Source organism: Maritimibacter alkaliphilus HTCC2654, from assembly GCF_000152805.1.
In the GTDB taxonomy this organism is placed as follows: Bacteria; Pseudomonadota; Alphaproteobacteria; order Rhodobacterales; family Rhodobacteraceae; genus Maritimibacter; species Maritimibacter alkaliphilus.
This window is the reverse complement of the sequence record NZ_CH902578.1, coordinates 3,293,333-3,316,844: the sequence shown is the minus strand read 5'-3', so window position 1 is coordinate 3,316,844 and position 23,512 is coordinate 3,293,333. Positions and strand designations below refer to the sequence as shown.

The following is a 23,512-nucleotide window of genomic DNA, read 5'->3' as shown; positions in this document are numbered from 1 at the left end:
CCGGACGCAAGTCCGGGCGAAATCACTCGGCGGGCACGAGCGCAGCCTCTTTGCGCGACACCGACACGCGGCCCGGGCCGAACGCTACGACCATCAGCATCCCGCCCGCGATAGTCACGTTCTTCATGAACGAGATCACCTGACCCTGCGCGGCCATCGCATCCTCCATCCCGAAGGACGGGATCAGGTGGAACAGAAGCCCCGACACGACCGAGAACCCGGCGAGCAAAAAGGCCGCCAGACGCGCCTGAAAACCCACGAGCAGCGCGATCCCGCCCACGACTTCGACGAGGATCACGATGGGCAGAAGGCCGGGGGCCACGCCCATCGCCTCCATATACCCTGCGGTCCCGGCGTATCCGGTGATTTTCTGAAGACCCGAGATGATGAACATCGCGGAGAGGAGAAGCCGGGCGAGCGGCGCGGCATAGGCGAGCGTTTGTGCGTTCATTGTTGCATTCCTTGACTGTTGGCCCATTCGGGCGATGGCCAAGAGATGCATCAGCGTCGCGCCTTGCACCATTCTCCAATTTCATACACTTTATGTGCACACCAGCACATATTGATCCGCCTCCCGCCTGCGGGTATGCGCGGCGCATGAGCGAGACGAGACATCAAAGCGGCGCGCCGTGGCGCAATTTCTATGGGCGGTTCAAGGCCAAGGGACTTCGTGAAAGCCAGGTCGCCTATCTCGAAGAAGACCTGCCGAAACTCTCCCCCGGTCCGGTCGGCTGGGACGAGAACCCGGAACGCGAGAACCTCGACCTCGCCAGCCTGTTCGGCGGGCGCGACGTCTGGCTCGAAATCGGCTTCGGCGGGGGTGAGCACCTTGTCCATCAGGGCGAGACCTATCCGAACGTCGGCCTGATCGGTTGCGAGCCTTTCGTGAACGGGGTCGCGATGATGCTGGGCAAGCTGCGCCAGTCCGAGGCGACGAACATCCGCGTCCACGCGGGCGACGCGCGCGACCTGTTCGACGTGCTGCCGGAGGGTTCGATCTCGAAGGCGTTCCTGCTCTACCCGGACCCGTGGCCCAAGAAACGCCACCACCGCCGTCGCTTCGTGACGCCCGAGCACCTCGAACCGCTGCACCGTGTCCTGAAACCGGGGGCCGAGTTCCGCGTGGCCACCGATATTCCCGACTACGTGCGCCAGACGCTTGAAGAAGTGCCCAAGGCCGGGTTCGACTGGCTGGCCGAAGGCCCCGCCGACTGGCGCGAGCCGTGGGGCGACTGGCTGTCGACCCGCTACGAACAAAAGGCCCTGCGCGAGGGCCGCGTGCCGCATTACCTGACCTTCCGCCGGAACTGACCGGCTTTCCTAGTCCTGGTTCACATCCACGTGCACGGGCCGGTCGGCCCGCTTTCCCCCGGTGATCTGCGACCGGCTGTCGGCCCAGCGCGAGACGAAATCGCGCTCGTCGCCGTAGTCCATGAAGCCCGCGTAATGGTCATGCGCCCCGTCCCAGCGTTCCGCGTGCTTGATCGGGCACCAATAGGCCTCGGTCCGCGCGGCGATTTCGCGGGCATAGGCGATGACCCCGTTCCCATATCCGCAATAGACGCAGTTCACCTTCTGCACCCAGTTGAGATAGGGCAGCCGGTGGCGGTCGACCTTCACATGGTCCCGCCGGCGCACTTTGGGGATGCCGTAGACCGGGAAGCAGACGTGCATGTAGACCGTGACGAACAGGTCCATCACAACGAAGGCGATGAGCACGGAATAGATCACCGGCGCGGTGATGACGTTGAGCGGCTTGATGCCGCGCACATATTCGGCGAACGCCTGTCTGGCCCGCCTCTGGCGCCGCCGCACCTCGGCGTCGAAGATCAGCCGCCCTCGCTCCCATCGCCCGCCCAGCGCCTCGATCCGGCGCTCGTATTCGGCCTCGAGGGCTTCGCGGGTCTCGCGCGCATGGCTGCGCAGCATCTCTAGCCGTCTGGGCATGTCCGATCCTCCGATGCGTGGACAATGGGCGCATTGACCCCCGTTTCGCGCCACCGCGCAATTGGAAACAATCAGTTTCGGCCTTAATCGTTGCCTGACCTGCCGCAATCCCGGCATAACAAAGGCAGGGCCGCCCCGGATACGTCCCTCGTAATCTCTCCGGGCGGCCCCCTGTGAACGCCGGGGTCACATGACCTTTTTTCTGCTAAGCATGGTGTTGGTCGGCGCTACCGTGACGGTAGTGCGACCCGCCATGTACGCAGGCCGCAGACCTATTCCGCTCATCGGTGTCTCAGGTTCCCACGTCATCATTCTGGGCACGATCCTCGCCGCCATCGCGCTGACCTTCGACGTGGTGACGAGTGCCTCGTTGCTGATCGCGCTTACCATACACGAGCTTGGCATCGTGCTGGGTCACCGTCTTGCGGGCCACGCGGACGTGCGCTTTCGCCTCATCCCGATGCCCCGGTCCGGGCCGGTGTCGCGCGATCCGCATCTCACCGATCTCGAACATTTCTTCGTCGTGCTCATGGGCCCCGCGCTGGGCCTTGCCCCGATGGTGCTGGCCTTCGCCCTGTCCGACCTGTTCGCGGGCCACCCGCTGCAACACCTTTTCGGCACGCTGGCGCTGACGCTCGGCGCGTTCAACTTCATCGCGCTTCTGCCGATCTGGCCCTTGTCCGGCGGCACGCTGGTGCAACTGATGATGCGCCCCGGCTTTCCGCGCGTCTCGGCCCTGCCCGCGGCCTCGCTCTTCGCTGGAATGATCGGCATGTCGTGGGCCACGGATACGCCCGGCCTGTTCCTGATTTCGGTGATCGGCGCACTGGCCTATGCGATCCGCCCGCCGATCCCCAAGGAACGCCCGCCGATGCCCGGCCGCGCGCTCATGACGGCGATCCCGGCCTACCTCACCACACTTTCGGCCTTCTTCCTCGGCGGCTGGTGGGTGCTGCTGGTCGTGACCGGGCAGTTCTGACCCCTTTCCCTCGCGCGGCACCCATGCAAGTCTCCCGCTCGAAACGGGAGGACATCATGGCCATTACCACCTGCATTTTCGACGCCTATGGCACGCTGTTCGACGTGTCCGCCGCCGCGCGGGAGGCTGCGGAGGAACCGGGGAACGAGGCGCTGGCCAAAGTCTGGCCCACCCTCGCCGCCGACTGGCGCACGAAACAACTGCAATATACATGGCTGCGCGCGGTCACGGGCGAGCACACCGATTTCTGGTCCGTCACGCAGGACGGGCTGGACTGGGCGCTCGACAAACAGGGGCTGCTCGGCGACGAGACCCTGCGCGAACGCCTGCTGGCGCTGTATTGGGAGCTTTCGGCCTATCCGGAAGTGCCCGCGATGCTCGCCGCGCTGAAAGAGGCGGGCTTTTCGACCGCGATCCTTTCCAACGGTTCGCCGGACATGCTGGACGGCGCCGTTCAGTCCGCGGGGATCGGCGATCTGCTCGACAATTGCCTGAGCGTCGAAAGCGTCGGAATCTTCAAACCGGCGGATGCGGTCTATGACCTCGTGAACAAACGGTTCGGCTGTGAAAACGATCAGGTTCTGTTCGTCTCGTCGAACGGGTGGGATGCCTCGGCGGCCTGCGGATACGGCTTCTTCACGGCCTGGGTGAACCGCGCGGGCGAACCGATGGACCGGCTTGGCCACCCGCCGCACGAAATGCTCACCGATCTCACGACCATTCCCGACATCGCGAAGGCCATCTGATGACCGAGGTTCAGCACTTCACGACGCCTGACGGGCTGTCCATCGCTTATACCGACGAGGGCGAAGGACTGCCGCTGATCGCCCTGTCCGGCCTTACCCGGAACCATCGCGATTTCGATTTCGTCGCGCCGCACCTGAAGAATGTGCGCCTGATCCGCATGGATTATCGCGGGCGCGGGCAAAGCGACCGGGCCGATTGGTCGACCTATACCGTGCCTGCCGAGGCGGGTGATGTGCTGGCCCTGATGGCGCATCTGGGGCTCGACAAGGCGGCTTTTCTGGGCACGTCGCGCGGTGGCCTGATCTCGATGGTGATCGCCGCCACGCAGGCCGACAGGGTGCTGGGCGTCTGCCTGAACGATGTCGGGCCCGTGGTGGACCGCGAAGGGCTGAAGGTCATCGACGGCTACATCGGGCGCAAACCCAAAGCCGCCACGCTGGACGAAATGGCCAAGATCCGGGCGCAGACCGTCAACGGGTTCGACAATGTCCCCGCGTCCCGGTGGCGCGAAGAAGCGGAACGGTCCTACGTCGAAACCGACGATGGCCTCGACATTCGGTACGATCCCGCCCTGCGTGAAAGTTTCCTCGCAGCGATGAATGCGGAGATGCCGGACCTCTGGCCGCTCTTCATGGCTCTGGCCGCAAAACCGCTCGCCGTCATACGCGGCGCCGGGTCCGACGTGCTGACCGCCGACACCGCAGCCGAAATGCGAAACCGCATCCCCGAAATGCGCTATGCCGAAGTGCCGGGGCGCGGCCACGCGCCGTTTCTGGACGAACCGGAGGCGGTCGAAACGATCAACGCGTGGCTGGACGACTGCCGATGAACCTCGACATGATCCGGGCGGCGGCGATCCGCATTCACGGCCATGCCCGCGTGACACCGCTTCTTCATTCCCCGTTTCTCGACGAGATCGCGGGAAAGCGCATTCTCGTCAAACCCGAGTGCCTTCAGGTCACCGGCAGCTTCAAGTATCGCGGCGGACGCTCGGCGGTGTCCTCGATCCACCCCGAAGTGCGCAAGAAAGGGGTCATCGCGTTTTCCTCCGGGAACCATGCGCAGGGTGTCGCGCAGGCGGCACGGGATTTCGGCGTGCCCGCGGTGATCGTGATGCCGTCGGACGCGCCGCGGCTGAAGCTTGAAAACACCCGCGCGCTGGGGGCCGAGGTCGTGACCTATGACCGCGCGACGGAAGACCGCGACGCGATCGGCACGGCGCTGGCCGAGGAACGCGGGCTGACGCTTATCAAACCGTTCGACGAACCCGAGGTGATCGCGGGCCAAGGCACGGTGGGGCTTGAGATCGCGGCGCAGGCCAAGGCGCTTGGCGTCACGCAAGCCGAAGTCCTGATCCCCTGCGGCGGTGGCGGGCTGACCTCCGGCACGGCCATCGCGCTCAACGCCGAAGCACCCGGAATGCGGGTCAGGCCGGTCGAGCCGGAAGGGTTCGACGACGTGGCACGGTCGCTCGCCGCAGGCAGCATCCAGCGCAACCCGGCGCTCACCGGCTCGATCTGCGACGCGATCATCACGCCCGCACCAGGGCAACTGACTTTCCCGATCATGCACGCGCTTTGCGGACCCGGCCTCGCCGTGCCCGATGCCGACGCCTTGCGTGCCATGGCCCATGCCTTCCTTCGGCTGAAGATCGTGGTGGAACCCGGCGGCGCCGTTGCGCTGGCCGCCGCGCTGTTCCATGCGCGCGAGACCGAGGCCGACACGCTGATCGTCGTCGCCTCCGGCGGCAATGTGGACCCGACGAGTTTCGCCCAAGCCCTCGACACCCTCTGACACAGGGAGCCCCTGATGGAGTTCACCCTCGCATCCTTCAACGTCAAGAACCTGATCGGGCCGGACAAGGAATATTACGAGTTCCAGTCCTACACGCCCGAGGAATACGGTTGGAAGCGCGACTGGATGGCGAGCCAGCTTGTCGATCTGGATGCCGATGTGATCGGGTTTCAGGAGATTTTCGAAGAGGAACCGCTACGCGAAGTGATCGCGGAGGCTTCCGACCGGGCGCGCACGTTGAACGACGCGGTGATCCCGTCGAAGGGCAAGGCCTATCATCGCAAGGTCATTTTCCGGAAACTGGGGGTGGAGCCTTATGACGACGCTGCGCTGGCCTTCGCCCCCAATGCCGCCGACACGAGGCAGCCCGGCAAGCGCCGCCCCGGTGTGGCGGTTCTGTCGCGCTTCGGCTTCGTGGGGGAACCGGAGGTCATTCAGGATTTCGCCACGCCCCTGACCATCCCGTTCCAGCCCCTGCGCGGTCTGGACGGCGACCTTGACGCCGGAGCGTTCACGCTGCGCCGCCTGTCGCGCCCGATCCTCAAGGTTCGGATTCCGGTCGGGGATCAGGTCATTACCCTCTTCAACTGTCACCTGAAGTCGAAATTGGGCGAGTTCATCCGGCCCGAAGGCGCGGACTTCGCCCCGGAAGAAGACCTTGTCCACTATGATCCCGTGGGCCGCGCGATGGGCTCCATGCGCGCCGCCGTGCGCCGCATGGCCGAGGCCTGGGTGCTGCGGCGTGAGATCGTGGCGGAACTGGCCAAGGGCCATCCGGTCGCCGTCATGGGCGACTTCAACGACGGCGAACATGCGGTGAGTTCCGAGATCGTCTCGGGCGAAGTGCCGTTCCGCAACTACCAGTGGATGCTGCGCCACGATGCCGAAAGCTATTCCGACCGTTATTCGGCGGAGGAAGCCGCGACCATCAAGGAACAGGTGGAGCGCAACCGCCTGCACGCCGCCGAGGGGCTGTTCGTGCGTAAATCCTTGCGCGACATGGTCTATACCACCGCCTTCGCGGGGGTGTTCGAAAGCATCGACCAGATCTACCTCAGCCGCCACTTCCACCCGGATTACGACAAGCGGATCGCGGATATGGAGTATTTCTCGGTGCTGAACGACCACATCACCGACGGCTCGCACCCCGAAGCCCCCTACAACAAACTCGCTTCGGACCACGGGCAGATCAAGGCGCACCTCAGGCTGCGCGACGGTGAGGACTGAGCCATGACCACGCGTATCCTGTTCGTCTGTCTCGGCAACATCTGCCGCTCGCCCACCGCTGAAGGCGTCGCGCGCCGGATGGGGGCGGACCATGACCTGACCTTCGACAGCGCGGGCACGTCCGGCTGGCATATCGGCGAGCCGCCCTATGGCGACATGCAGCGCGCGGCGCGCAGGCGCGGCTACGACCTGTCACCGCTCAGGGCGCGCCAGTTCGACGCGGCCGACTTCGACACTTTCGACCTGATCCTCGCGATGGACGCGGAGAACCTGCGCGACATCGAACGGAAGCGCCCACCCGGAAACACGACGCCCGTGCGCCTGTTCACCGCCTATGCACCCGAGACGGGCATGGATCACGTGCCCGACCCCTATTACACCCGCGCGTTCGACGAGACGCTCGACCTTGTCGAAGCCTGCACCAAGGGGTTGCTGAAGGCGATCTAACCGCAGCTTTTCGCTGCGATCACGCCGTAATCCTTCCACTTGCGCCAAAAGGCGCCGTCGTTTGCATCCGCGCTCTGGCGCGTCTCCTGGCTCTTGTGCGGGTCCGCGAAGAACGCGGCGCCCTTGCGCTGCTCATGCGGGGCGAGCAGCTGGTCGGCCACGCCCTGAATGCAGTTGCACAGAACCGAAGAGGCCGCCGTGCGACCCGATTTCATGCAGGCGGTTTCGATGATGCCCGCCGCCGAAGCCGGGGCAGCCAGCACGAGCGCAAAGCCCGCGCCGAGAATGATGCGTTTCATGGTCGATCCCTGACTGTCGAAACACCGTTGTCCAATGGGCGCGGAAGGTAGCACGCTTTGGTGGTTTGCGAAACAGTCACGCTGTCACAGGGGCGTCAGGGTGGCGGTGCGCGCCAAGGCCTCGACATCTTCGCGCCGGCACAGCGCGGTCGCATCCGTCATCACGGCGGCCGACGCCGCCGCGCAGCCCTGCACCAGCGCGGCCTCGGGCGCCGCCCCGCGTGACAGGGCAAGCGTGAAGGCCCCCACAAAGCTGTCGCCCGCGCCGACCTTGGACTTCACCGGAACGTCGATGGTGTTGGCGTGCCAGCGCCCCTGCGCCGTCGCCAGAACCGACCCGTCCGCCCCGAGCGCCAGCACCACGACCTCGGATATCCCGCCCACGATCAGTGACTGGGCGAAATCCGCGACTTCTTCGCGGGTGACGAGCCTTCGTCCCGCCAGTTCGGCGCTCTCGGCCCCGTCGAGCCTGAGAACGTGATGGCGGGCATGGCCGACCCCCAGAAGCGCGCGCAGCGGCGGGCCGGAGGTGTCGAGGATGAGCCGCGCCCCCACCGCTTCGATCTCGGCGGCCAGTCCGGTGGGGAAATGCACTGGGACGCCGGGCGGCTGGCTGCCCGACAGAACCACGAAACCGTCCCGCGGGGCCGCCGCGACGATAGCCCGGATCGCGGCCTCGGCCAGATCCGGCGACCAGCGCGGCCCCGGCATGACGAACCGGAACTGCTCGCCCGTGCCCTCGTCGGTCACGGCGAGCGACTGGCGCGTGTCGCCGGGGATGTCGAACACCACCGGGTCGAGCGGCTCGTCCTCCAGAAGATCGCGAAACTGCGCGCCCGTATGCCCCGCCAGCGCGACGAAGGCCCCGGCCCGCCCGCCAAGCTCGCCGATGGCGCGCGCCACGTTGACGCCGCCGCCGCCGGTGTCGAGCGACGGCATGGCGCAGCGCAGCTTGTCCTCGGGCCGCACCCTGTCGACCGAGGTCGACACGTCCAGCGCGGGGTTCAACGTCACGGTGAGAATGCCTGTCATGGCCAGACGCTAGCCGCCCCCGGAGGGACTGTCACCAAGGTTTCGCGAAACCGTCATGCCCCGGTTTCAATCCCGCCCATTCTATGCGCACCGGACACGTCAACAGGGAGTATTCCGACATGACCCGCACGCTCACCCTCGCCCTCGCCAGCGCGATGCTGGCAGGCGCCGCCATCGCCGCCCCCATCGAACTGGGCCCCCGCCCCTACTACCTCATCGACCGGATGGAGGAGGGCGCGCTCAAGGACAAGCTCTTGGCCTGTCAGGACATGGACATGACCGCGCAGAAATTCTCGATCGGTCACCGTGGCGCGCCGCTCATGTTCCCCGAGCACACTGTGGAATCGAACCGTGCCGCCGCGCGGATGGGGGCCGGTGTCCTCGAATGCGACGTGACCTTTACGGCCGACAAGGAACTCGTCTGCCGTCACGCGCAGAACGACCTGCACACCACGACCGACATCCTCGCCACGGACCTCGGCGCGAAGTGCACCACGCCGTTCGCGGGTGCCGACGGCGACACGCCCGCCGCCGCCGAATGCCGCACCTCGGACATCACGCTGGCCGAGTTCCGCACGCTGACCGGCAAGATGGATGCCGCGAACCCCGCTGGCGAAACCGTTGAGGCCTATATGGACGGCACCGCAGGCTGGCGCACCGACCTTTACGCGGCCATGGGCGGCACGCTGATGACCCATGCCGAGTCGATCGCGCTCTTCGACGAGCTTGGCGCCGACTTCACGCCCGAGCTGAAATCGCCGTCGGTCGAAATGCCCTTCGACGGGTTCGCGCAGGCCGACTACGCCCAGAAGATGATCGACGAATACAAGGACGCGGGCATCGCGCCGAACCGCGTCTGGCCGCAATCCTTCAACCTCGAAGACGTGCTCTACTGGATCGAGAACGAGCCGGAGTTCGGTGAGCAGGCGGTGTATCTGGTCGAATGGTCCGAGGGCTTCGACGAGCAGAACGCCGAGACGTGGAACGAGGATTTCGCGGCGCTGGTGGATCAGGGCGTCAATTACCTCGCCCCGTCGATCAACATGCTGGTCACCGTGAAGGACGGCGAAATCGCCGCGTCGGAGTATGCGCTGGCGGCGAAGGACGCTGGCCTGAACCTCATCACATGGACGCTGGAACGCTCCGGCCCGCTCACCACGGGTGGCGGCTGGTATTACCAGTCGGTCGCGGAGGCCGTGGATAACGACGCCGACTATTTCACCGTACTCGACGTGCTGGCGCAGGACGTGGGCGTGGACGGCGTGTTCTCGGACTGGCCCGCGACCGTCACCTACTACGCAAACTGCATGGCGCAGGGCATGTAAGCGGTTTCGCCGCGGGCAAGCCCGCGGCGATCCATGCGAGGGGGCGCTGCCCCCTCGCGCTCCCCCGAGGTTTCTGGAAACAGAGAAGAGGCGCGGCTCAGGTCGCGCTTTTGTCATTTTGTGGGAAGATGCGGCCCCAGTGGATGCGGGACCAGAGCCGTTCGTGGGCCGCGTAGCAGACGAAGCCGACGAGCGCCGAGGAAAGGGCGAGCGCCCCGCCTGCGGTGAGCGATCCGGTGGCGACATAGCCGAGAACGGTGGTCGTGACGAGACCGAGCAATTGCCATGTGATCGCTTTCGCGACTGTGCGGCGCGCGGTGTCCATCCGAGGCTCCCGTTCGTTTTGGCGTTGCGTGGGAAAGGCTTATCGGCTGGACGGGTGGGCGCGAAGTCTGTTACCCGTAAACTGAACCGACCATTTGTTTATAATAGACAACATCGCTTATGAAAATCGACAAGCGCGACCGTGCGAGCCTGTTCCGTGAACGCCTGCTGTCGGCGATGACCCTCGCGGGGGCCAGCCGCGCCGGGATCGCCCGTGCGACGGGCGTGAACCGGTCCACGATATCGCAGGTTCTGGATGCCGAGGCCGCACGCCTGCCCTCGGCCCAACTGACCGCAGACCTGGCGCAGGAACTGGGCGTTTCGACCGACTGGCTGTTGGGGCTCACCGACCGGCCCGAACGGCCCGGCGACGCCATCGCGGCGGCCATGCAGATGACCGAGGCCGACCGCACCCCTGCCGACGACCAGCTTCTCGACTGGTATCGCGAGGCGACGGGATACAAGGTGCGCCACGTGCCCGCGACCCTGCCCGATATGCTCAAGACCGAGGATGTGCTGCGCTGGGAATACGCGGATTTCCTGTCGAAGACGTCGGATCAGGCGATTTCCGCGATGCGCGAGCGGCTGGATTTCCTGCGCGCCCGGTCATCCGATCATGAGATCGCCCTGCCCGTTCAGGAGGTGACGGCGCTGGCCGCGGGCGAAGGCTATTACCGGGGGCTGGAGGCGGGCGCGCGGCGGGCGCAGATCGACCATCTGATCGCGCTTCACGAGGAGTATTTTCCCAGCTTGCGGGTGTTCCTGTATGACGCGCGGCGCGTGTTTTCAGCACCCTTGACGGTCTATGGACCGTTGATCGGGGTCATCTACGTCGGGCGCTTCTACCTCGCTTTTCGCGAATCCTCGCGCCTGCGGTCGCTGACCGAGCACTTCGACTGGCTGGTGCGCGAGGCGGAGGTGGATGCGCGCGATTTCGGGCGGTATCTGTCGCGGCTGTGAGCCGAAATCAGGTCTCGTCGTCGTCCTTCGTGCGGCTGGACAGGGCCGCGCCGATGGCGGCGCCCATCCCGGCCCCGATCGCGATGCCCGCGCCGACATTGTCCATCGCCACGCCGATGGCCGTGCCGATCCCGATGCCCAGCGCGATGGCGGCCCCCATGTTCATGGCGGCCCCCTAGCCCCGGTCCATCCGGCTGCGCAGGCCACTGGCGACCGCGCCGATGGCGGCACCCAGCGCCACGCCCCAGGCGGCCCCCTCGGCCGCAGCTCCGGTGGCCGCCCCGAACGACGCGCCGATGGCGATGCCCAAGGCGACGCAGATACCCATGTTCAGCCTCATCCCGGTCTCCTTTCACAGTAAAAGCACATCTGTCCCGTAACATATCCGGGCCTTGCAAACAAAACCCGCCAGCACGATTTTGCCCACTTCCACGCCTGTCGGAAGGGTGTTATCTCCCACCGCCATGACTGACCTCGCTCACATCCGCAATTTCTCCATCGTCGCCCATATCGACCACGGGAAATCCACGCTTGCCGACCGCCTGATCCAGGCCACGAACACCGTGCCGGATCGCGACATGAAAGAGCAGTTGCTCGACGCCATGGATATCGAGCGCGAGCGGGGCATCACCATCAAGGCCAACACCGTGCGCATCGAATACGACGCGCTCGACGGCCAGTCCTATGTGCTGAACCTGATCGACACGCCCGGTCACGTCGATTTCGCCTATGAGGTCAGCCGGTCCATGCGCGCGGTCGAAGGCTCGCTTCTGGTCGTGGACTCGACCCAAGGGGTCGAGGCGCAGACGCTGGCCAACGTCTATCAGGCGATCGACGCGGATCATGAGATCGTGCCGGTGTTCAACAAGATCGACCTGCCCGCATCCGACATTTCGCGCGTGGCCGAACAGGTCGAGGACGTTATCGGGATCGACGCCTCGGGCGCGATTGCGGTGTCGGCCAAGACCGGCGAGGGCATCCGCGAGGTGCTGGAAGCCATCGTGCACCGCCTGCCCGCCCCGACGGGCGACGCCGATGCGCCGCTGAAGGCCATGCTGGTCGACAGTTGGTATGACCCCTATCTGGGCGTCGTCGTGCTGGTGCGCGTCATGGACGGCAAGATGAAAAAGAACGACCGCGTGATGTTCATGCAGAACGGCACGGTGCACCAGATCGACAAGATCGGCGTGTTCCGCCCCAAGATGCAGGACGTGAAGGAGCTTGGACCGGGCGAGATCGGCTTTATCACGGCCTCGATCAAACAGGTGCGCGATACCAAAGTCGGCGACACGATCACGCATGAGAAGAAGGGGTGCGAAAAGCCCCTGCCCGGCTTCAACCCGTCGATCCCGGTGGTGTTCTGCGGCCTGTTCCCCGTGGATTCAGCCGAGTTCGAGGATCTGCGCGACGCGATCGAGAAACTCGCCCTGAACGACGCTTCTTTCAGCTACGAGATGGAGACCTCGGCCGCGCTCGGCTTCGGGTTCCGCTGTGGTTTCCTTGGCCTCCTTCATCTGGAAGTCGTGCGCGACCGGCTGGAACGCGAATACGACATCGAACTCATCACCACCGCGCCCTCGGTGGTCTATAACATCTACATGAAGGACGGGACGATGCAGGAATTGCACAACCCGGCCGACATGCCCGACCTGACCTATGTCGACCACGTCGAAGAACCGCGCATCAAGGCGACGATCATGGTCCCGGACGAGTTTCTGGGCGACGTGCTGAAACTCTGCCAGGACCGTCGCGGCATCCAGCTTGACCTCACCTACGCCGGATCACGCGCGATGGTGGTCTATGACCTGCCGCTGAACGAAGTGGTCTTCGACTTCTACGATAGGCTGAAATCGGTAACGAAAGGTTACGCGAGCTTCGACTATTCGATCGAAGGCTACCGGCAGGACAACCTCGTCAAGATGCAGATCCTCGTGAACGACGAACCCGTCGACGCGCTGTCGATGATGGTCCACCGCGACCGCGCCGAAATGCGTGGCCGGGCGATGTGCGAAAAACTCAAAGACCTGATCCCGCGCCACATGTTCAAGATCCCGATCCAAGCGGCCATCGGCGGCAAGGTCATCGCGCGGGAGACGCTGTCGGCGCTGCGCAAAGACGTGACGGCCAAATGCTATGGCGGCGACGCGACCCGGAAGAAGAAGCTGCTGGAGAAGCAGAAAGCCGGTAAGAAGAAGATGCGCCAATTCGGCAAGGTGGAGATCCCGCAGGAGGCGTTTATCTCGGCTTTGAAGATGGATGGGTGAGGGGAAAGAAGAAGAAACTGATGCTGCGCAAGTGGCACCAGACCTGCAAGTTGGTTCGTGGTTTTGGATTTGTTCCGCCAGCGAGCCAACTGAGTTCGAGGAACGTCTCGCCACAACCATAAGAGGGATTTGTTCCGAGATTGATTTTGTTTTTCTCTCCCTCTATTCCCTATCGCCCAGGCTATCCGAAAAAGAATATCACCGCAGAACGTTGAAGTTCGCTGGTAGCGATGCCCATTATATCATTCTTACGACCAAAACTGGAGATGAGTTCCGGTCACATCATCTTTCGCTCAACTTCAACTCTGATTGTGTGAAGAACGTCAACGTTTCCGAGTTTTCACATCGTTTCAATGAAGAGGAGGTATTGGTCGCCTTTAGGGAGGCTTCTGTTGAGAAGGAGGATGGCTTTTCAATTCATAGGGCTTATTCAGAAACGGGTTTAGTTTCATGTTTTCTTGGTTCTGGGATGATTTTTCCACCCATCATTTCGTCTTTCTTCAGTGCAAAAGAACGAAAATTTTTTACTCGGAAACTCACTATTCGCGAGAAGGCTCCGCTTGACGACATTGCCCAAAAATTTGGAAACCTAATTGATGCTGAGGTGGATTTTTCCTTGCTTGGAGAACCTGCGAAGAAAGCCTTAAGGATGTTGACCAAGGCACGGGGTAGTAAGGATGAAGCTGCGAAGTGGGTTTATTACCGTGCTGCGCTAGAACAGTCATTGGGACGAAACTATATCAATGAAATTCGGAGGAGGTACAAGAGACACCCAAAGGCCAAGAATGTTGCTGAGCAGACAGTATCGCGACTAAAGTCCTTGCGTGACAGTCTGGTCCATCATGCGGAGATAGGTACTCAATCTAGTTTGGACGAACGTGCAATTCATAGCATCGTTCTAGACGGAATTGGTTTCAGGTTTGACGGTGAATTCGTGCTGACATCAATTCTTAGAGAATTGGCAGACTAGCAACCGACGGGCGGGCTTTAGCCCGCCTCCCCGCCAATCCCTCGCGCCAAATGGCGGGCTGACGCCCGCCCTACGCAATCGCTTCTCCACGATGCCATGTCATCACAACGTCAAATCCATCCCCACCCTAAACCGCCCATCCCGTCACACCGACGACCACGGCCAAGCCTCGGGCCGTCCGGCGACCCCTGGTTCACCGGGTTCACCCAACGACACCGCAGCCCCCCGCGAAGTCGCCCTCGCCACAGATGTGGTGAAACAAATCGTCGGACCTACCCCCCACACCCAAACCCGCTATTCTCCCAACAAGGAGGACACCCCAGACCTTGAACCTGCAACTCGTCATCAAGCACCGGGTGGGCGTCCGGATGGAGCGGTTGGGCGCGGATGAGCGGCCCCGGTTTCGTGTGCTCTCGGACCATTGGGAGGCGGCGTTGGCGACGCTTGGCGACCTCTCCCGCACACTCGACAAGGCGGGGGTCGAGCATTTCGTGTCGGACGGCACGCTCCTTGGCCTGATCCGTGACGCGGGCTTCATTCCCGGCGACAACGACATCGACGTGAAGCTGCCGCTGGAGGCCCTGACCCCCGACCTTGTCGCCACGCTCGCCGGTGCCGGGTTCGTGCCGTTCCGGCAGATTTTCGTGCAGAACAGGCTGGTCAATGTCGGCGTCTCCCGCGACAGTTTTCACATCGATATTGCAGGACTTTATTGCGAGGACGGCACGGCGTTCTACGACCAGCCGATGCTGCATTCGACCGGGTGTTTTCGCAACGGCTTCCTCACCTACGGGTTTCCGCATACGGGCCGGGAACGGTTCACCGTGGCCGGGGTCAGGCTCTGGCGTCCGAGCGCGCCCGAGCGGATGCTCGGTGCCTTCTACGGGCCCGGCTGGCGCGTGCCCGTCACCCATTGGGACCATTTCTTCAGCCCGCCCGGTCTTGTCCGGGCCACCGGCGCGCCCGAATTTCTGCGCCGTGTCGCGGGGCGCTGGACCGAGGCGCAGGGTGCGGGCGACGGGCCGCCGCCGATGCCCCCCGCCGACCCGATGCCACCGCTCGAAATCAAGGAGAGACGAGGATGGCGAAACCGCATTCCGTGGTTCTGACCACAGGGGTCTTCGACCTCATGCACTCCAACCACCTCGCCGCGCTGCGCGAGGCCAAGGCATTCGGCGACCACCTGATCGTGGGCGTCCATGTCGATACCGTCGTCGAAAGCTACAAGCGCACGCCGATCCTGCCCGCCGAGGAACGGCTGAAACAGGTTCAGGCGGTGCGCTGGGTGGATGAGGCCTATATCGACCCACTGCCGGAAGTCGCAGACAGCTACGAGGCGCGGTATCAGCGGTTCCGCCCCGATCATTTCGTCTATTTCGGCGAGGGGTTCGAAGAGGCGTTCGAGCCGATGACACGGCGCGGGTTGCTTCGGCGGTTGCCGTATCATGAGGGCATCTCGACCTCGCAGATCATCGAAACGGTGCGGCGGCGTCTGGCGGACGGGACACTCTGACGCCCGCTTGGCCCCTGCGGCATCCGCCGCCGGCGGAACAAGAGCGCGCGGGCGGTCGTTCGGTTTCCCGAAGGAGATACCGATGCCGACCGACACTTCCCTGACCGCCCGACTGCCCGACCGTGCCGAGGACCTCGCCCGCGTGGACCGGGTCGCCCGGCTGCTCGACACGCGCTACGGCATCCCCGGCACGCGCCTGCGGTTCGGCCTGGACTCGATCATCGGGCTGATCCCCGGCGTCGGTGACACGGCGATGCTCCTGCCCTCGCTATGGATCATGTCGGTCGTGTGGAAACACGGCGTGCCCAAGCGCACCATCGGGCGGATGGCGTGGAATGCGGGCGTCGATTACGTCATCGGGAGCATCCCGCTCGTCGGTGATCTGTTCGACCTCGTGTTCAAGTCGCACCGCAAGAACGCCGCGCTTCTGCGCGAGGCGCTTGCGAGGGGTGCCTAGAGACCCGTCGCGCATCGGAACCGGCCCCTTTGCCCGCGCGTTGAGCGGCAAAGGAGACACATCATGAAACATGGTTGGAGACTGCTTTTCATCCCGCTCTGGGCGCTCTGCGTCGCCGGTGCGGTGGTGATCGCCGGGCTTGCGCTTGGGCTGTTCACATGGGTGACCTTCGTCGTCGCCGGCGTCGTCGGTCTGGTCGTGGGCATCCCCGCGGGCCTGTGGAACACCAAGAAGGTGCGCCGCGACGATCCCGACTGGAAGACCGACCGGCACATCCCGGCCTGAGGCGAATTACCGCGACGGAAATGCCGTGGCGTGGCGTATGTTAGGGGTGAACAACCCGGAGCTTCGCCATGCCGCATGGATATACCCGCACCCAGATCATTCTGCACTGGGCCATCTTCCTTCTGATCGCCGCGCAATTCGTGTTTCACGATGCCATGTCCGAGGCGTGGCGCAGCCTCATGCGCACAGGCGGCTACGAGGCCAACGCGCTTGTGGCGCAGCACGTGTTCACCGGGTTGGCCGTTCTGGCTCTGGCGATCTGGCGGCTCGCGATCAAGTTGCGGCGGGGTGCCCCGCCGTTGCCCGAGAACGAGCCTGCCGTGCTGAAGCTTGCCGCACATGCCACGCACGTCACCCTTTATCTTCTGATGATCCTCGTCCCGGTGTCGGGCGCGGTCGCTTGGTTCGGCGGCATCGAAAACGCGGCCGAGGGGCATGAACTGCTCAAGACCGTTCTGCTCATCGTCGTGCTGATCCACTTCCTCGGCGCGGTCGCGCAACGGGTGATCTTCAAGTCCGACGTCATGACGCGGATGGTGCGCCCGAACCCGTGACCCGCCTCGTCTTCATGATGCACTCGATCATCGGGGCCACGCTCGCGGGCGTGGCCGTCGTGATCGCGCTGGTGTCGGGTGTGACCGGCCTCTGGCCTCTCTTGGCCTCGGCCGTCGCGGGCTGGGTGATCGCGTGGCCCATTGCCTTCGTCATCGCCAAACGCATTCAGTAAACGGAATGACGTAGATCAAGGACAGGTCCGGCCCGCCTGCGCATCTTCACCCGGAACGCGCGTGTGAATTGGGGAGGGAACGATGTTCCTTTGGATTGCGCTTTACGCCATGGGCGGCACGACGCTCGCCGGTATATTCATCGTCGCCGCGCTGACGGCGGGCTACACCACGACCATGCCGATCGTCTGGGCCGCCGTCGCCGGCTTCGTGGTGGCGCTGCCGGTCGTGTGGATGGTGGGCCGCAAGTTGCGCGGATAGGCGTGAAAGCGGTTGCATGGGGTCGGTTGCTGCGGCTATCTCGCCTGCAAGCGGCCCCTTAGCTCAACTGGATAGAGCAGCTGACTTCTAATCAGCAGGTTCCGGGTTCGAGTCCTGGAGGGGTCGCCAAAGACATCAGGTCATTGGCATGAAATTGGTCGTCTTGATGTTGCAGAGGGCAAGCGCAGGGTGCTTTTCGCTTTGCACTTCCGGTGAACAGTTTCTCCCGTTGCGCGGGTAGTCCTAGGCCAAACTCCGCCCCTTGGGTGCGAGTTGCCCGGACCGCCGCACAGTCCGGGCCGAGGCCCAACCCTCGTTTCGTGGTCGAACGCCCATCATTGCCTTGCTCCGTTTCACGAAAACGGCTTGCCTCTCCGACCCGTCAGTCCGGCAGGCCGAACAGGCTCGCCGCCGCGCTTTCGTGCGCCGCGGCACTTGCCCCGAGCAGGTCGAGTCGCCCCTTCATGTCCCCGATGTTGTGGGGGTAGTCGGACCCGAACAGGATCCGATCCGCGCCCACCGTCTCGATGCACAAGTCGAGGGCGCCTTTGGTGTAGACCACACTGTCGAGGTAGATCCGGTCTAGGAAGTGCGAGGGTCGATGGTTCGTGCCGGCCGCGCAGGCCGGGATGCGCTCGTGGCAAATGTCCAGCCGCCCGATCAGGAACGGCAGCGTGCCGCCCCCGTGGGCCAGGATCATGTGCAGGTTCGGATAGCGATCGAAAAACCCGTCATAGAGCATCCGGCTGATTGCGAGCGTGGTATCGAAGACGAAGCCGACCGGGGGCGAGAGGTTGTAGTCGCCAAGGCCCAGCGCCTCGCCACCCGGCGGCACGGACGGATGCAGGAAGACCGGCAGGCCCGCCGCGTCGATCGCGGCCCAGATCGGCGCGAAGGCGCGATCCGTGAGCGGCGTGCCGTCGACGGTCGCGACCGCGATGACGCCCGAGGCCCCGAGCGCGACCGCGCGCAAGAGTTCCTCGCCCGCGGCGGTCGGATCGGTCCACGGGAGCGAGGCGAACCACCGCAGTCGATCGGGATGGGCGGTGCGCGCCTCGGCGAAGGCATCGTTCATCAGCCGCGCCGCGCGCCTGCCCAGATCGGCATCAGGGAAGATCGCATTGGGCGAGGTCAGCGAGATGACCGAGACATCGACCCCGTCGGCGTCCATGTCGCGAATGCGTTGGTCGAAATCCCACATCGGCGGCAGGAGCGTGAAGAACGGCACGCCGCACTTGTCGATCACCTCTCCCCCGCCCGGAAGCGTGCGAAACGAATAGTCCGGCCCGCCCTCGCGGCGCAGCAGATCGAGGTAATCTTCGGTAAGCATGTGCGTGTGGACGTCGACGATCATGCCGCCACCTCGGCCATCCGTGCGCCGCGCAGCAGTGCGACAAGGGCCTCCGGGTCAGGCGGGAGTGCGTTCCCGCGCCATGCGATGTGGTTGTCCGGGCGGGCCAGCACCAGCGCCTCGGCATAGGGCGCGGGGGCATCCGGCAGGTCGATCAACGTGATCGGCAAACCGGCGGCCCGCGCGGCGTCCAGAAGCGCATCCACGTCGACGGACGTGTCCGTTCGCACCAAGGCGAAGCGGTCGCCCTGAACGTCATAGAGCCACCGCTCCGCCTCCACCTGCACGTTCGGCAGACGGGCGCCCGGAACGGTCGAAGCCGTGAAACTGCCCATCGTGTAGGGCGGCGGGGTGCCGTCCTTCGCGATCAGCGGTGAGGCGTCGTAATAATAGCCGAAGTTCAGGCCCGCACAGCAATACTGCTGAACGTTCAGGTCATAGAGTGCCCGCCCCGCCGTCTCGCGCGCAGCCGCGCCTTCGGGCGTGTCGTCGTCGATCTCGGGCGGCACGGCCTTGCGCTTGCGGGCCATCTCATGCGCATGGTTCATCGCGAAATAGGACACCTGCTCGGTAATCGGCAGTCGCTCGGCCTCGTGCGCGTCCAGCGACCGTGGGTCGGCCCAACCGGCAAAGACCCCGCCCATGTGCATGGCCAGATTGTGCGCATCCGCGATCCCGGCATTCATGCCGTAGCCCGCGTATGGCACCCACAAATGCGCCGCGTCGCCACAGATGAAGACATTGCCCTCGCGCAGCTTGTCAGACACCAGCCGGCGCCCGAACCAGTCTTCGCGCGCGAGCATGTCGAATTCGAAATCGTCATCGACCCCAAGGATCTGCCGGATCGCCCAATCGCGGTCGATGCTGTCGAAATCGGCCTCGTCATCCCTCAGGTAATTGTGGACGAGCCAAGTTTCGCGCCCATCGATGGAATAGACGACGCCGGTGCGCACGGGGTTGAAGGCGAACATCCCCCAAGTCGGCGGCACTTCCATCAGGTCGATAAGCCCGGGCGCGCGGATGTAGGTCGATTGCACGCGCTGAACCACCGCGTCACCGCGAAGCTTGGCACCGATCGCGCCGCGAACCATCGACCGCCCGCCGTCGCATCCGACCAGATACCGGCCTTGGGCGCTGAGGGCCTCGCCGCCCGCCCCCCGTATCTCGACCCGGACACCGCCCGCGGATTGCGTGAAATCCGTCACCTCCGCCTCATTCAGCACCGTGATCCCCGACCGCGCCAGCGCCGCCTCGAACAGAACGGGTTCGAGATAGATCTGGTTGATGCGATGCGGAGGTTCCGGTGTCGGCCAGTCGGTGTCTGGTCCAGGATCGCCGCGCTCCCGCCCCGCACGCGACGGGATGGGAACGCAGGCGATCTCGCGCCCCGTGAGTGTGGTGCGATAGCTGACACTGTGCGGATAATCGTCCGGCAGGCCGGTCGCGCGAATATCGTCGGCGATGCCGAGGCCTCTGAAGATCTCCATCGAGCGCGCTGAGACGTGATTGCACTTGACGCTCGGTGGTTCACCGGCGCGGCGCTTTTCGACGATGAGGGTCGAGACACCGTGCCGGTCAAGCTCCATCGCCAGCGTCAGCCCGACCGGACCGGCCCCGACGATCACGACATCTGCGGACAGGTCGGTCATGAGATGCCGAAGACCTTCCGGGCGTTATCCTCGTAGAACGCCTTCAGCGTCTCGGGCGGCACCGGCATTGCGTCGAAGAACGCGGTTTCCTCGACCACGTACTGCCACGGATAATCCATCGCATACATCATGCGGTCGGCACCGATGACGTCCTGCACGTACATGACCGGCTTGGGGTCCCCGACGCCGGAGGAGGTGTAGTAGAAGTTCTCACGCAGGTATTCGGACATCTTGCGCTTGAGCGGCCCGACGCCCGGATACCGGTTCGAATGCGACAGACGGGTGTGCATGAAATCGAGCCGGTAGAGCCAGAACGGCAAAGCCTCGCCCGTATGGCCGAGCACGATCTGAAGCTTCGGGAACCGGTCGAACAGCCCGGACACGATCAGCCGCAACGCGTGCAGCCCCGTCTCGCAGGCGAAACCGTAAACCGCCGCGTCGAGACCGCGCGACAGGAAAGGCTCCAACATCTGCGGCGACGGCGTGTTCGGGTGCAGGTAGATCGGCACGCCGAGGCTTTCGGCCGCTTCGAACACGTCCCAGTATTTTTCGTCGTCCATATAGGTGCCGAGCGTGTGCGAGTTCAGGATGCCGCCCCGAAGGCCCAGCTTGGTCACGCCGCGCTCGAGCTCTTTCGCGCCGCCTTCCGGGTCGAGCGGCGAAAACGCGGCCAAACCCACGTAGCGATCCGGGTTTTTCGCGATCCCTTCGGCGAGTTCGTCGTTGGCGCGAATGGCAAGGCTCGTCGCGGTCGCGGCGTCGAAGATCTGGACGCCGGGCGAAGACAGCGACAGAACCGCGATGTCGATGCCCGCGCGGTCCATGTCCGCAAGGCGCTCCTCCCCGAGATCGACGATCCGGCGGTTGTGATCCTTGGCGATCGGATTGTCGCCTGCGAAGAAGCCCCAGAGCGCCTGAAAGCCGGGTTCGTTGATCGCCTTGTCGCGGATCTCGGCGCGGTAGAGTTCGAGAATCTCCTGCGGCAGCCACGCCTCTTCGGTGGCGATCCGTTTGTAGGGCGGGTTCGGGTTATGCTCGGGCATCGGATTCTCCGTTCTTCGGGGTTTTGGTGGAAAGCTCTGGAAGGGCCGCAGCGCGCCGTGCCTGCCAGCCGAAAAGGACCACGAGGGCGATACTGCCTACGGCCGCGACCACGGCGACCGGATGGGCGGGATCGAAGACCGCCGTCGCGCAGAACAGGACGAGCCCTGCGAGCGCCGCCGCGATCCGGCCCAGCCCGCCGCCGAAGGCGTGCTTTCGGGCCAGTATGTCGGCCAGAATGTACCCTCCGGCATAGACGGTCGCGCAGGAGACCGCGATCTCGAGCCATGTGCCGTCCATGATAAGCGCGGGATTGAAGGCAAAGACGAACGGCAGCAGATAGGCCACGAAGGCAAGCCGCACCCCGGTCACGCCGGTCTGCCACATATCGCTTTTGGCGATGGAGGCGGCGGCATAGCTCGCGATGGCCACCGGCGGCGTCAGCATCGACAGCAGGCCGAAGTAGAGGATGAAAAGGTGCGCGGCGGTGATGTCGATCCCCTGACGCACCAGCGCAGGCGCCAGCAGCACCGCGACCACCACGTAGACGCCCGAGGTCGGCATTCCGACGCCCAGAACGATGGCGATGACGGAGGTGGTGAGGAGCAGCGGCAGCACCCCGCCCAGTTCGGCGATCTTGCCGAGGGCGAGCGTCAGCGCAAAGCCGAGCCCGGTCACGTTGATCGTCCCGATGATGATACCGGCGATGGCGCAGACCAGCAGGATCGGGATCAGCGTCTCGCCGGCCCTCACGAGGATGCCGGGGAGTTCGCGAAGCCCGGACACAAGCCGCATTCCCTTCGCGAGATAAAGCACAAGCGCCGCGCCGGAGGCATAAAGCGCCGACTTGCCCGGCGCATAGCCCAGCCAGAACAGGAAATACATCAATACGCCCAACGGAACGATCAGCGGCGTGCTGCCCTTGAGCGCGGCACCGAGGCGCGGCAGCGACTCGCGCGGCTCGCCGATCAGTCCGTTCGCGGCGGCGTAGCTGTCCACCTGCCGATAGAGCAGGATATAGTAGAACGCCGCAGGCAGAAGCGCCGCGATCACGACGTCGGTGTAGGAAATCTGCAAAAACTCGGCGATGATAAAGGCCGTCGCGCCCATGACCGGCGGCGCGATCTGGCCACCGTTGGAGGCCACGGCCTCGATCGCCCCGGCATGGCGCGCAGGCCAGCCGCTTTTCTTCATCATCGGGATCGTGACGACCCCGGTGGACATGACGTTCGCGACGGTCGAGCCCGACAGGGTGCCGAACAGCGACGAGGCGAGGATCGCGACCTTGGCCGGGCCGCCCCGCCGGTGGCCCATCGTGGCCATCGCAAGGTCGGTCATAGCCGCCGAGCCACCCACCGCCGTCAGCACCGCGCCGAAAATGATGAACCCGAGGATCTGCGTGGCCCCGACACCGAGGACCAGCCCCGGCACGCCGTTCGAGTCGTTGTAGACGTAAAGAAGGTAGCGGGGCGGCGACAGATAGGCGGCTTCGAAGATGCCGGGCGCAAAGTGACCGATAAAACCATACAGCATGAAACCCACGCCCAGCGCGCTCAGAACCAGCCCGCAGTGACGGCGGGTCGCTTCGAACAGGCCGAGAATGCCCACCACCGCAGGCACCCATTTCTCAGGCCCCCGGTTCACCGGGTCGAGGAGCCAGTCCTGATAATTCAGGGCCAGCCACCACCAGCCGGCAAGCGAGAGCAGGCCGAACCCCACATCCACGACCATCGGCACCGGGGGCTGGCGCTTGAGCACCAATCCGGCGAGCACGGTCAGGCCCAAAATCACCGCGAGGTATTGCTCGGTGATGTAGACCTGCCCCAGCAGGCCCGGCAGGTTGAAGGTCCACGCGATGCCGAGCAAAGGCAGGCTCGCGGCAAGGACAGCGGCAACGGCGCGCATTTATGGTGCT

At 64.5% G+C, this 23,512-nt stretch carries 29 protein-coding genes and 1 tRNA gene; 19 read left to right on the top strand and 11 right to left on the bottom strand.

The features are described from left to right. Positions 1–22 precede the first annotated feature (22 nt). The gene (locus RB2654_RS17225; protein ID WP_008334228.1) at positions 23–451 is read right to left on the bottom strand and encodes a DoxX family protein; all 429 of its coding nucleotides are present in this window, start codon (positions 449–451) and stop codon (positions 23–25) included. A 146-nt stretch (positions 452–597) separates the two neighbouring features. Between RB2654_RS17225 and trmB the strand changes: the two genes are divergently transcribed. Beyond that, a complete protein-coding gene (trmB, locus tag RB2654_RS17220; protein ID WP_008334225.1) occupies positions 598–1,311 on the top strand; it encodes a tRNA (guanine(46)-N(7))-methyltransferase TrmB in 714 nt (237 codons plus the stop codon). Positions 1,312–1,320: 9 nt separating this feature from the next. Here trmB and RB2654_RS17215 read toward each other — a convergent pair whose 3' ends face one another. Then, on the bottom strand, positions 1,321–1,947 hold the full coding sequence (locus RB2654_RS17215) for a hypothetical protein (RefSeq protein WP_138421738.1): 627 nt from the start codon (positions 1,945–1,947) through the stop codon (positions 1,321–1,323). A 253-nt stretch (positions 1,948–2,200) separates the two neighbouring features. Between RB2654_RS17215 and RB2654_RS17210 the strand changes: the two genes are divergently transcribed. Genes RB2654_RS17210 through RB2654_RS17185 form a run of 6 tightly spaced genes read left to right on the top strand, consistent with a single transcriptional unit; the run spans position 2,201 to position 7,141 of the window. Continuing rightward, complete coding sequence (locus tag RB2654_RS17210) at positions 2,201–2,926, top strand: zinc metalloprotease (RefSeq protein ID WP_008334221.1); 726 nt, start codon at positions 2,201–2,203, stop codon at positions 2,924–2,926. Positions 2,927–2,982: 56 nt separating this feature from the next. After that, on the top strand, positions 2,983–3,672 hold the full coding sequence (locus RB2654_RS17205) for a haloacid dehalogenase type II (RefSeq protein ID WP_040885171.1): 690 nt from the start codon (positions 2,983–2,985) through the stop codon (positions 3,670–3,672). Continuing rightward, the gene (locus tag RB2654_RS17200; protein ID WP_008334216.1) at positions 3,672–4,502 is read left to right on the top strand and encodes an alpha/beta fold hydrolase; all 831 of its coding nucleotides are present in this window, start codon (positions 3,672–3,674) and stop codon (positions 4,500–4,502) included. Before RB2654_RS17205 ends, RB2654_RS17200 begins: the two co-directional genes overlap by 1 nt. After that, positions 4,499–5,467 carry a threonine ammonia-lyase gene (locus RB2654_RS17195; RefSeq protein WP_008334214.1) on the top strand — a complete coding sequence of 323 codons (969 nt, stop codon included), beginning with the start codon at positions 4,499–4,501 and terminating at the stop codon, positions 5,465–5,467. Before RB2654_RS17200 ends, RB2654_RS17195 begins: the two co-directional genes overlap by 4 nt. Positions 5,468–5,479: 12 nt before the next feature. After that, entirely contained in the window at positions 5,480–6,694 is a 1,215-nt protein-coding gene (locus RB2654_RS17190; RefSeq protein WP_148912566.1) for an endonuclease/exonuclease/phosphatase family protein, read from the top strand. A gap of 3 nt (positions 6,695–6,697) precedes the next feature. After that, on the top strand, positions 6,698–7,141 hold the full coding sequence (locus RB2654_RS17185; RefSeq protein WP_008334211.1) for a low molecular weight protein-tyrosine-phosphatase: 444 nt from the start codon (positions 6,698–6,700) through the stop codon (positions 7,139–7,141). Here the strand turns inward: RB2654_RS17185 and RB2654_RS17180 are convergent. Both RB2654_RS17180 and RB2654_RS17175 read right to left on the bottom strand, forming a co-directional pair. Then, a complete protein-coding gene (locus tag RB2654_RS17180) occupies positions 7,138–7,440 on the bottom strand; it encodes a hypothetical protein (protein WP_008334210.1) in 303 nt (100 codons plus the stop codon). The two genes, RB2654_RS17185 and RB2654_RS17180, sit on opposite strands and share 4 nt — an antisense overlap. Positions 7,441–7,524: 84 nt before the next feature. Continuing rightward, the gene (locus RB2654_RS17175) at positions 7,525–8,472 is read right to left on the bottom strand and encodes a 1-phosphofructokinase family hexose kinase (protein ID WP_008334208.1); all 948 of its coding nucleotides are present in this window, start codon (positions 8,470–8,472) and stop codon (positions 7,525–7,527) included. 119 nt (positions 8,473–8,591) lie between these two features. On the opposite strand from RB2654_RS17175, the gene RB2654_RS17170 reads away from it, so the two are divergent. Next, positions 8,592–9,797 carry a glycerophosphodiester phosphodiesterase family protein gene (locus RB2654_RS17170; protein ID WP_040885169.1) on the top strand — a complete coding sequence of 402 codons (1,206 nt, stop codon included), beginning with the start codon at positions 8,592–8,594 and terminating at the stop codon, positions 9,795–9,797. Between the two features lie 97 nt (positions 9,798–9,894). Here RB2654_RS17170 and RB2654_RS17165 read toward each other — a convergent pair whose 3' ends face one another. After that, complete coding sequence (locus tag RB2654_RS17165) at positions 9,895–10,122, bottom strand: DUF2061 domain-containing protein (protein WP_008334204.1); 228 nt, start codon at positions 10,120–10,122, stop codon at positions 9,895–9,897. Positions 10,123–10,241: 119 nt separating this feature from the next. Between RB2654_RS17165 and RB2654_RS17160 the strand changes: the two genes are divergently transcribed. Further along, a complete protein-coding gene (locus tag RB2654_RS17160; protein ID WP_008334197.1) occupies positions 10,242–11,081 on the top strand; it encodes a helix-turn-helix domain-containing protein in 840 nt (279 codons plus the stop codon). A gap of 7 nt (positions 11,082–11,088) precedes the next feature. On the opposite strand, the gene RB2654_RS23730 is transcribed toward RB2654_RS17160, so the two are convergent. Together RB2654_RS23730 and RB2654_RS23725 are read right to left on the bottom strand one after the other, a co-directional pair. After that, a complete protein-coding gene (locus tag RB2654_RS23730) occupies positions 11,089–11,247 on the bottom strand; it encodes a glycine zipper domain-containing protein (protein WP_008334196.1) in 159 nt (52 codons plus the stop codon). 9 nt (positions 11,248–11,256) lie between these two features. Beyond that, positions 11,257–11,421, bottom strand: coding sequence for a glycine zipper domain-containing protein (locus RB2654_RS23725; RefSeq protein WP_008334195.1), 165 nt, complete (start codon positions 11,419–11,421; stop codon positions 11,257–11,259). Positions 11,422–11,545: 124 nt separating this feature from the next. Between RB2654_RS23725 and lepA the strand changes: the two genes are divergently transcribed. The 10 genes from lepA (at position 11,546) to RB2654_RS17120 (ending at position 17,685) form a co-directional block, all read left to right on the top strand. Next, positions 11,546–13,345, top strand: a complete 1,800-nt coding sequence (gene lepA / locus RB2654_RS17155; RefSeq protein WP_008334194.1) for a translation elongation factor 4 — start codon at positions 11,546–11,548, stop codon at positions 13,343–13,345. Further along, a complete protein-coding gene (locus RB2654_RS23450; protein ID WP_148912567.1) occupies positions 13,338–14,315 on the top strand; it encodes a hypothetical protein in 978 nt (325 codons plus the stop codon). Before lepA ends, RB2654_RS23450 begins: the two co-directional genes overlap by 8 nt. A gap of 326 nt (positions 14,316–14,641) precedes the next feature. Next, positions 14,642–15,424: a LicD family protein gene (locus RB2654_RS17150; RefSeq protein WP_008334193.1), complete on the top strand. Its 783-nt coding sequence runs from the start codon at positions 14,642–14,644 to the stop codon at positions 15,422–15,424. Beyond that, a complete protein-coding gene (locus RB2654_RS17145; protein WP_008334192.1) occupies positions 15,397–15,828 on the top strand; it encodes an FAD synthase family protein in 432 nt (143 codons plus the stop codon). Before RB2654_RS17150 ends, RB2654_RS17145 begins: the two co-directional genes overlap by 28 nt. An 82-nt stretch (positions 15,829–15,910) precedes the next feature. Continuing rightward, positions 15,911–16,285 (top strand): DUF4112 domain-containing protein, encoded by a 375-nt coding sequence (locus tag RB2654_RS17140; RefSeq protein ID WP_008334190.1) that lies wholly within the window; start codon positions 15,911–15,913, stop codon positions 16,283–16,285. Positions 16,286–16,348: 63 nt separating this feature from the next. Beyond that, entirely contained in the window at positions 16,349–16,570 is a 222-nt protein-coding gene (locus RB2654_RS17135; protein WP_008334181.1) for a hypothetical protein, read from the top strand. 68 nt (positions 16,571–16,638) lie between these two features. Then, the gene (locus RB2654_RS17130; protein ID WP_008334179.1) at positions 16,639–17,124 is read left to right on the top strand and encodes a cytochrome b; all 486 of its coding nucleotides are present in this window, start codon (positions 16,639–16,641) and stop codon (positions 17,122–17,124) included. Continuing rightward, positions 17,121–17,297 (top strand): hypothetical protein, encoded by a 177-nt coding sequence (locus tag RB2654_RS23215; RefSeq protein ID WP_008334178.1) that lies wholly within the window; start codon positions 17,121–17,123, stop codon positions 17,295–17,297. Before RB2654_RS17130 ends, RB2654_RS23215 begins: the two co-directional genes overlap by 4 nt. Before the next feature lie 82 nt (positions 17,298–17,379). Continuing rightward, positions 17,380–17,556: a hypothetical protein gene (locus tag RB2654_RS17125; protein WP_008334176.1), complete on the top strand. Its 177-nt coding sequence runs from the start codon at positions 17,380–17,382 to the stop codon at positions 17,554–17,556. A gap of 52 nt (positions 17,557–17,608) precedes the next feature. After that, positions 17,609–17,685 (top strand) — tRNA-Arg (locus RB2654_RS17120). Between the two features lie 253 nt (positions 17,686–17,938). On the opposite strand, the gene RB2654_RS17115 is transcribed toward RB2654_RS17120, so the two are convergent. Genes RB2654_RS17115 through RB2654_RS17100 form a run of 4 tightly spaced genes read right to left on the bottom strand, consistent with a single transcriptional unit; the run spans position 17,939 to position 23,502 of the window. Then, on the bottom strand, positions 17,939–18,910 hold the full coding sequence (locus RB2654_RS17115) for an amidohydrolase family protein (RefSeq protein WP_008334174.1): 972 nt from the start codon (positions 18,908–18,910) through the stop codon (positions 17,939–17,941). Beyond that, positions 18,907–20,556: an FAD-dependent monooxygenase gene (locus RB2654_RS17110; RefSeq protein WP_008334173.1), complete on the bottom strand. Its 1,650-nt coding sequence runs from the start codon at positions 20,554–20,556 to the stop codon at positions 18,907–18,909. The genes RB2654_RS17115 and RB2654_RS17110 overlap by 4 nt, the downstream gene beginning before the upstream one ends. Then, positions 20,553–21,599 carry an amidohydrolase family protein gene (locus RB2654_RS17105; RefSeq protein ID WP_008334170.1) on the bottom strand — a complete coding sequence of 349 codons (1,047 nt, stop codon included), beginning with the start codon at positions 21,597–21,599 and terminating at the stop codon, positions 20,553–20,555. Before RB2654_RS17105 ends, RB2654_RS17110 begins: the two co-directional genes overlap by 4 nt. Then, positions 21,586–23,502, bottom strand: coding sequence for a TRAP transporter permease (locus RB2654_RS17100; RefSeq protein WP_008334168.1), 1,917 nt, complete (start codon positions 23,500–23,502; stop codon positions 21,586–21,588). Before RB2654_RS17100 ends, RB2654_RS17105 begins: the two co-directional genes overlap by 14 nt. Positions 23,503–23,512 lie beyond the last annotated feature (10 nt).

Coding starts and splice junctions, on each gene's coding strand:
- RB2654_RS17225 (WP_008334228.1), bottom strand. CDS start 451: ATGAACGCACAAACGCTCGCCTATGCCGCGCCGCTCGCCCGGCTTCTC.
- trmB (WP_008334225.1), top strand. CDS start 598: ATGAGCGAGACGAGACATCAAAGCGGCGCGCCGTGGCGCAATTTCTAT.
- RB2654_RS17215 (WP_138421738.1), bottom strand. CDS start 1,947: ATGCCCAGACGGCTAGAGATGCTGCGCAGCCATGCGCGCGAGACCCGC.
- RB2654_RS17210 (WP_008334221.1), top strand. CDS start 2,201: ATGTACGCAGGCCGCAGACCTATTCCGCTCATCGGTGTCTCAGGTTCC.
- RB2654_RS17205 (WP_040885171.1), top strand. CDS start 2,983: ATGGCCATTACCACCTGCATTTTCGACGCCTATGGCACGCTGTTCGAC.
- RB2654_RS17200 (WP_008334216.1), top strand. CDS start 3,672: ATGACCGAGGTTCAGCACTTCACGACGCCTGACGGGCTGTCCATCGCT.
- RB2654_RS17195 (WP_008334214.1), top strand. CDS start 4,499: ATGAACCTCGACATGATCCGGGCGGCGGCGATCCGCATTCACGGCCAT.
- RB2654_RS17185 (WP_008334211.1), top strand. CDS start 6,698: ATGACCACGCGTATCCTGTTCGTCTGTCTCGGCAACATCTGCCGCTCG.
- RB2654_RS17180 (WP_008334210.1), bottom strand. CDS start 7,440: ATGAAACGCATCATTCTCGGCGCGGGCTTTGCGCTCGTGCTGGCTGCC.
- RB2654_RS17175 (WP_008334208.1), bottom strand. CDS start 8,472: ATGACAGGCATTCTCACCGTGACGTTGAACCCCGCGCTGGACGTGTCG.
- RB2654_RS17170 (WP_040885169.1), top strand. CDS start 8,592: ATGACCCGCACGCTCACCCTCGCCCTCGCCAGCGCGATGCTGGCAGGC.
- RB2654_RS17165 (WP_008334204.1), bottom strand. CDS start 10,122: ATGGACACCGCGCGCCGCACAGTCGCGAAAGCGATCACATGGCAATTG.
- RB2654_RS17160 (WP_008334197.1), top strand. CDS start 10,242: ATGAAAATCGACAAGCGCGACCGTGCGAGCCTGTTCCGTGAACGCCTG.
- RB2654_RS23730 (WP_008334196.1), bottom strand. CDS start 11,247: ATGAACATGGGGGCCGCCATCGCGCTGGGCATCGGGATCGGCACGGCC.
- RB2654_RS23725 (WP_008334195.1), bottom strand. CDS start 11,421: ATGAGGCTGAACATGGGTATCTGCGTCGCCTTGGGCATCGCCATCGGC.
- lepA (WP_008334194.1), top strand. CDS start 11,546: ATGACTGACCTCGCTCACATCCGCAATTTCTCCATCGTCGCCCATATC.
- RB2654_RS23450 (WP_148912567.1), top strand. CDS start 13,338: ATGGGTGAGGGGAAAGAAGAAGAAACTGATGCTGCGCAAGTGGCACCA.
- RB2654_RS17145 (WP_008334192.1), top strand. CDS start 15,397: ATGGCGAAACCGCATTCCGTGGTTCTGACCACAGGGGTCTTCGACCTC.
- RB2654_RS17140 (WP_008334190.1), top strand. CDS start 15,911: ATGCCGACCGACACTTCCCTGACCGCCCGACTGCCCGACCGTGCCGAG.
- RB2654_RS17135 (WP_008334181.1), top strand. CDS start 16,349: ATGAAACATGGTTGGAGACTGCTTTTCATCCCGCTCTGGGCGCTCTGC.
- RB2654_RS17130 (WP_008334179.1), top strand. CDS start 16,639: ATGCCGCATGGATATACCCGCACCCAGATCATTCTGCACTGGGCCATC.
- RB2654_RS17125 (WP_008334176.1), top strand. CDS start 17,380: ATGTTCCTTTGGATTGCGCTTTACGCCATGGGCGGCACGACGCTCGCC.
- RB2654_RS17115 (WP_008334174.1), bottom strand. CDS start 18,910: ATGATCGTCGACGTCCACACGCACATGCTTACCGAAGATTACCTCGAT.
- RB2654_RS17110 (WP_008334173.1), bottom strand. CDS start 20,556: ATGACCGACCTGTCCGCAGATGTCGTGATCGTCGGGGCCGGTCCGGTC.
- RB2654_RS17105 (WP_008334170.1), bottom strand. CDS start 21,599: ATGCCCGAGCATAACCCGAACCCGCCCTACAAACGGATCGCCACCGAA.
- RB2654_RS17100 (WP_008334168.1), bottom strand. CDS start 23,502: ATGCGCGCCGTTGCCGCTGTCCTTGCCGCGAGCCTGCCTTTGCTCGGC.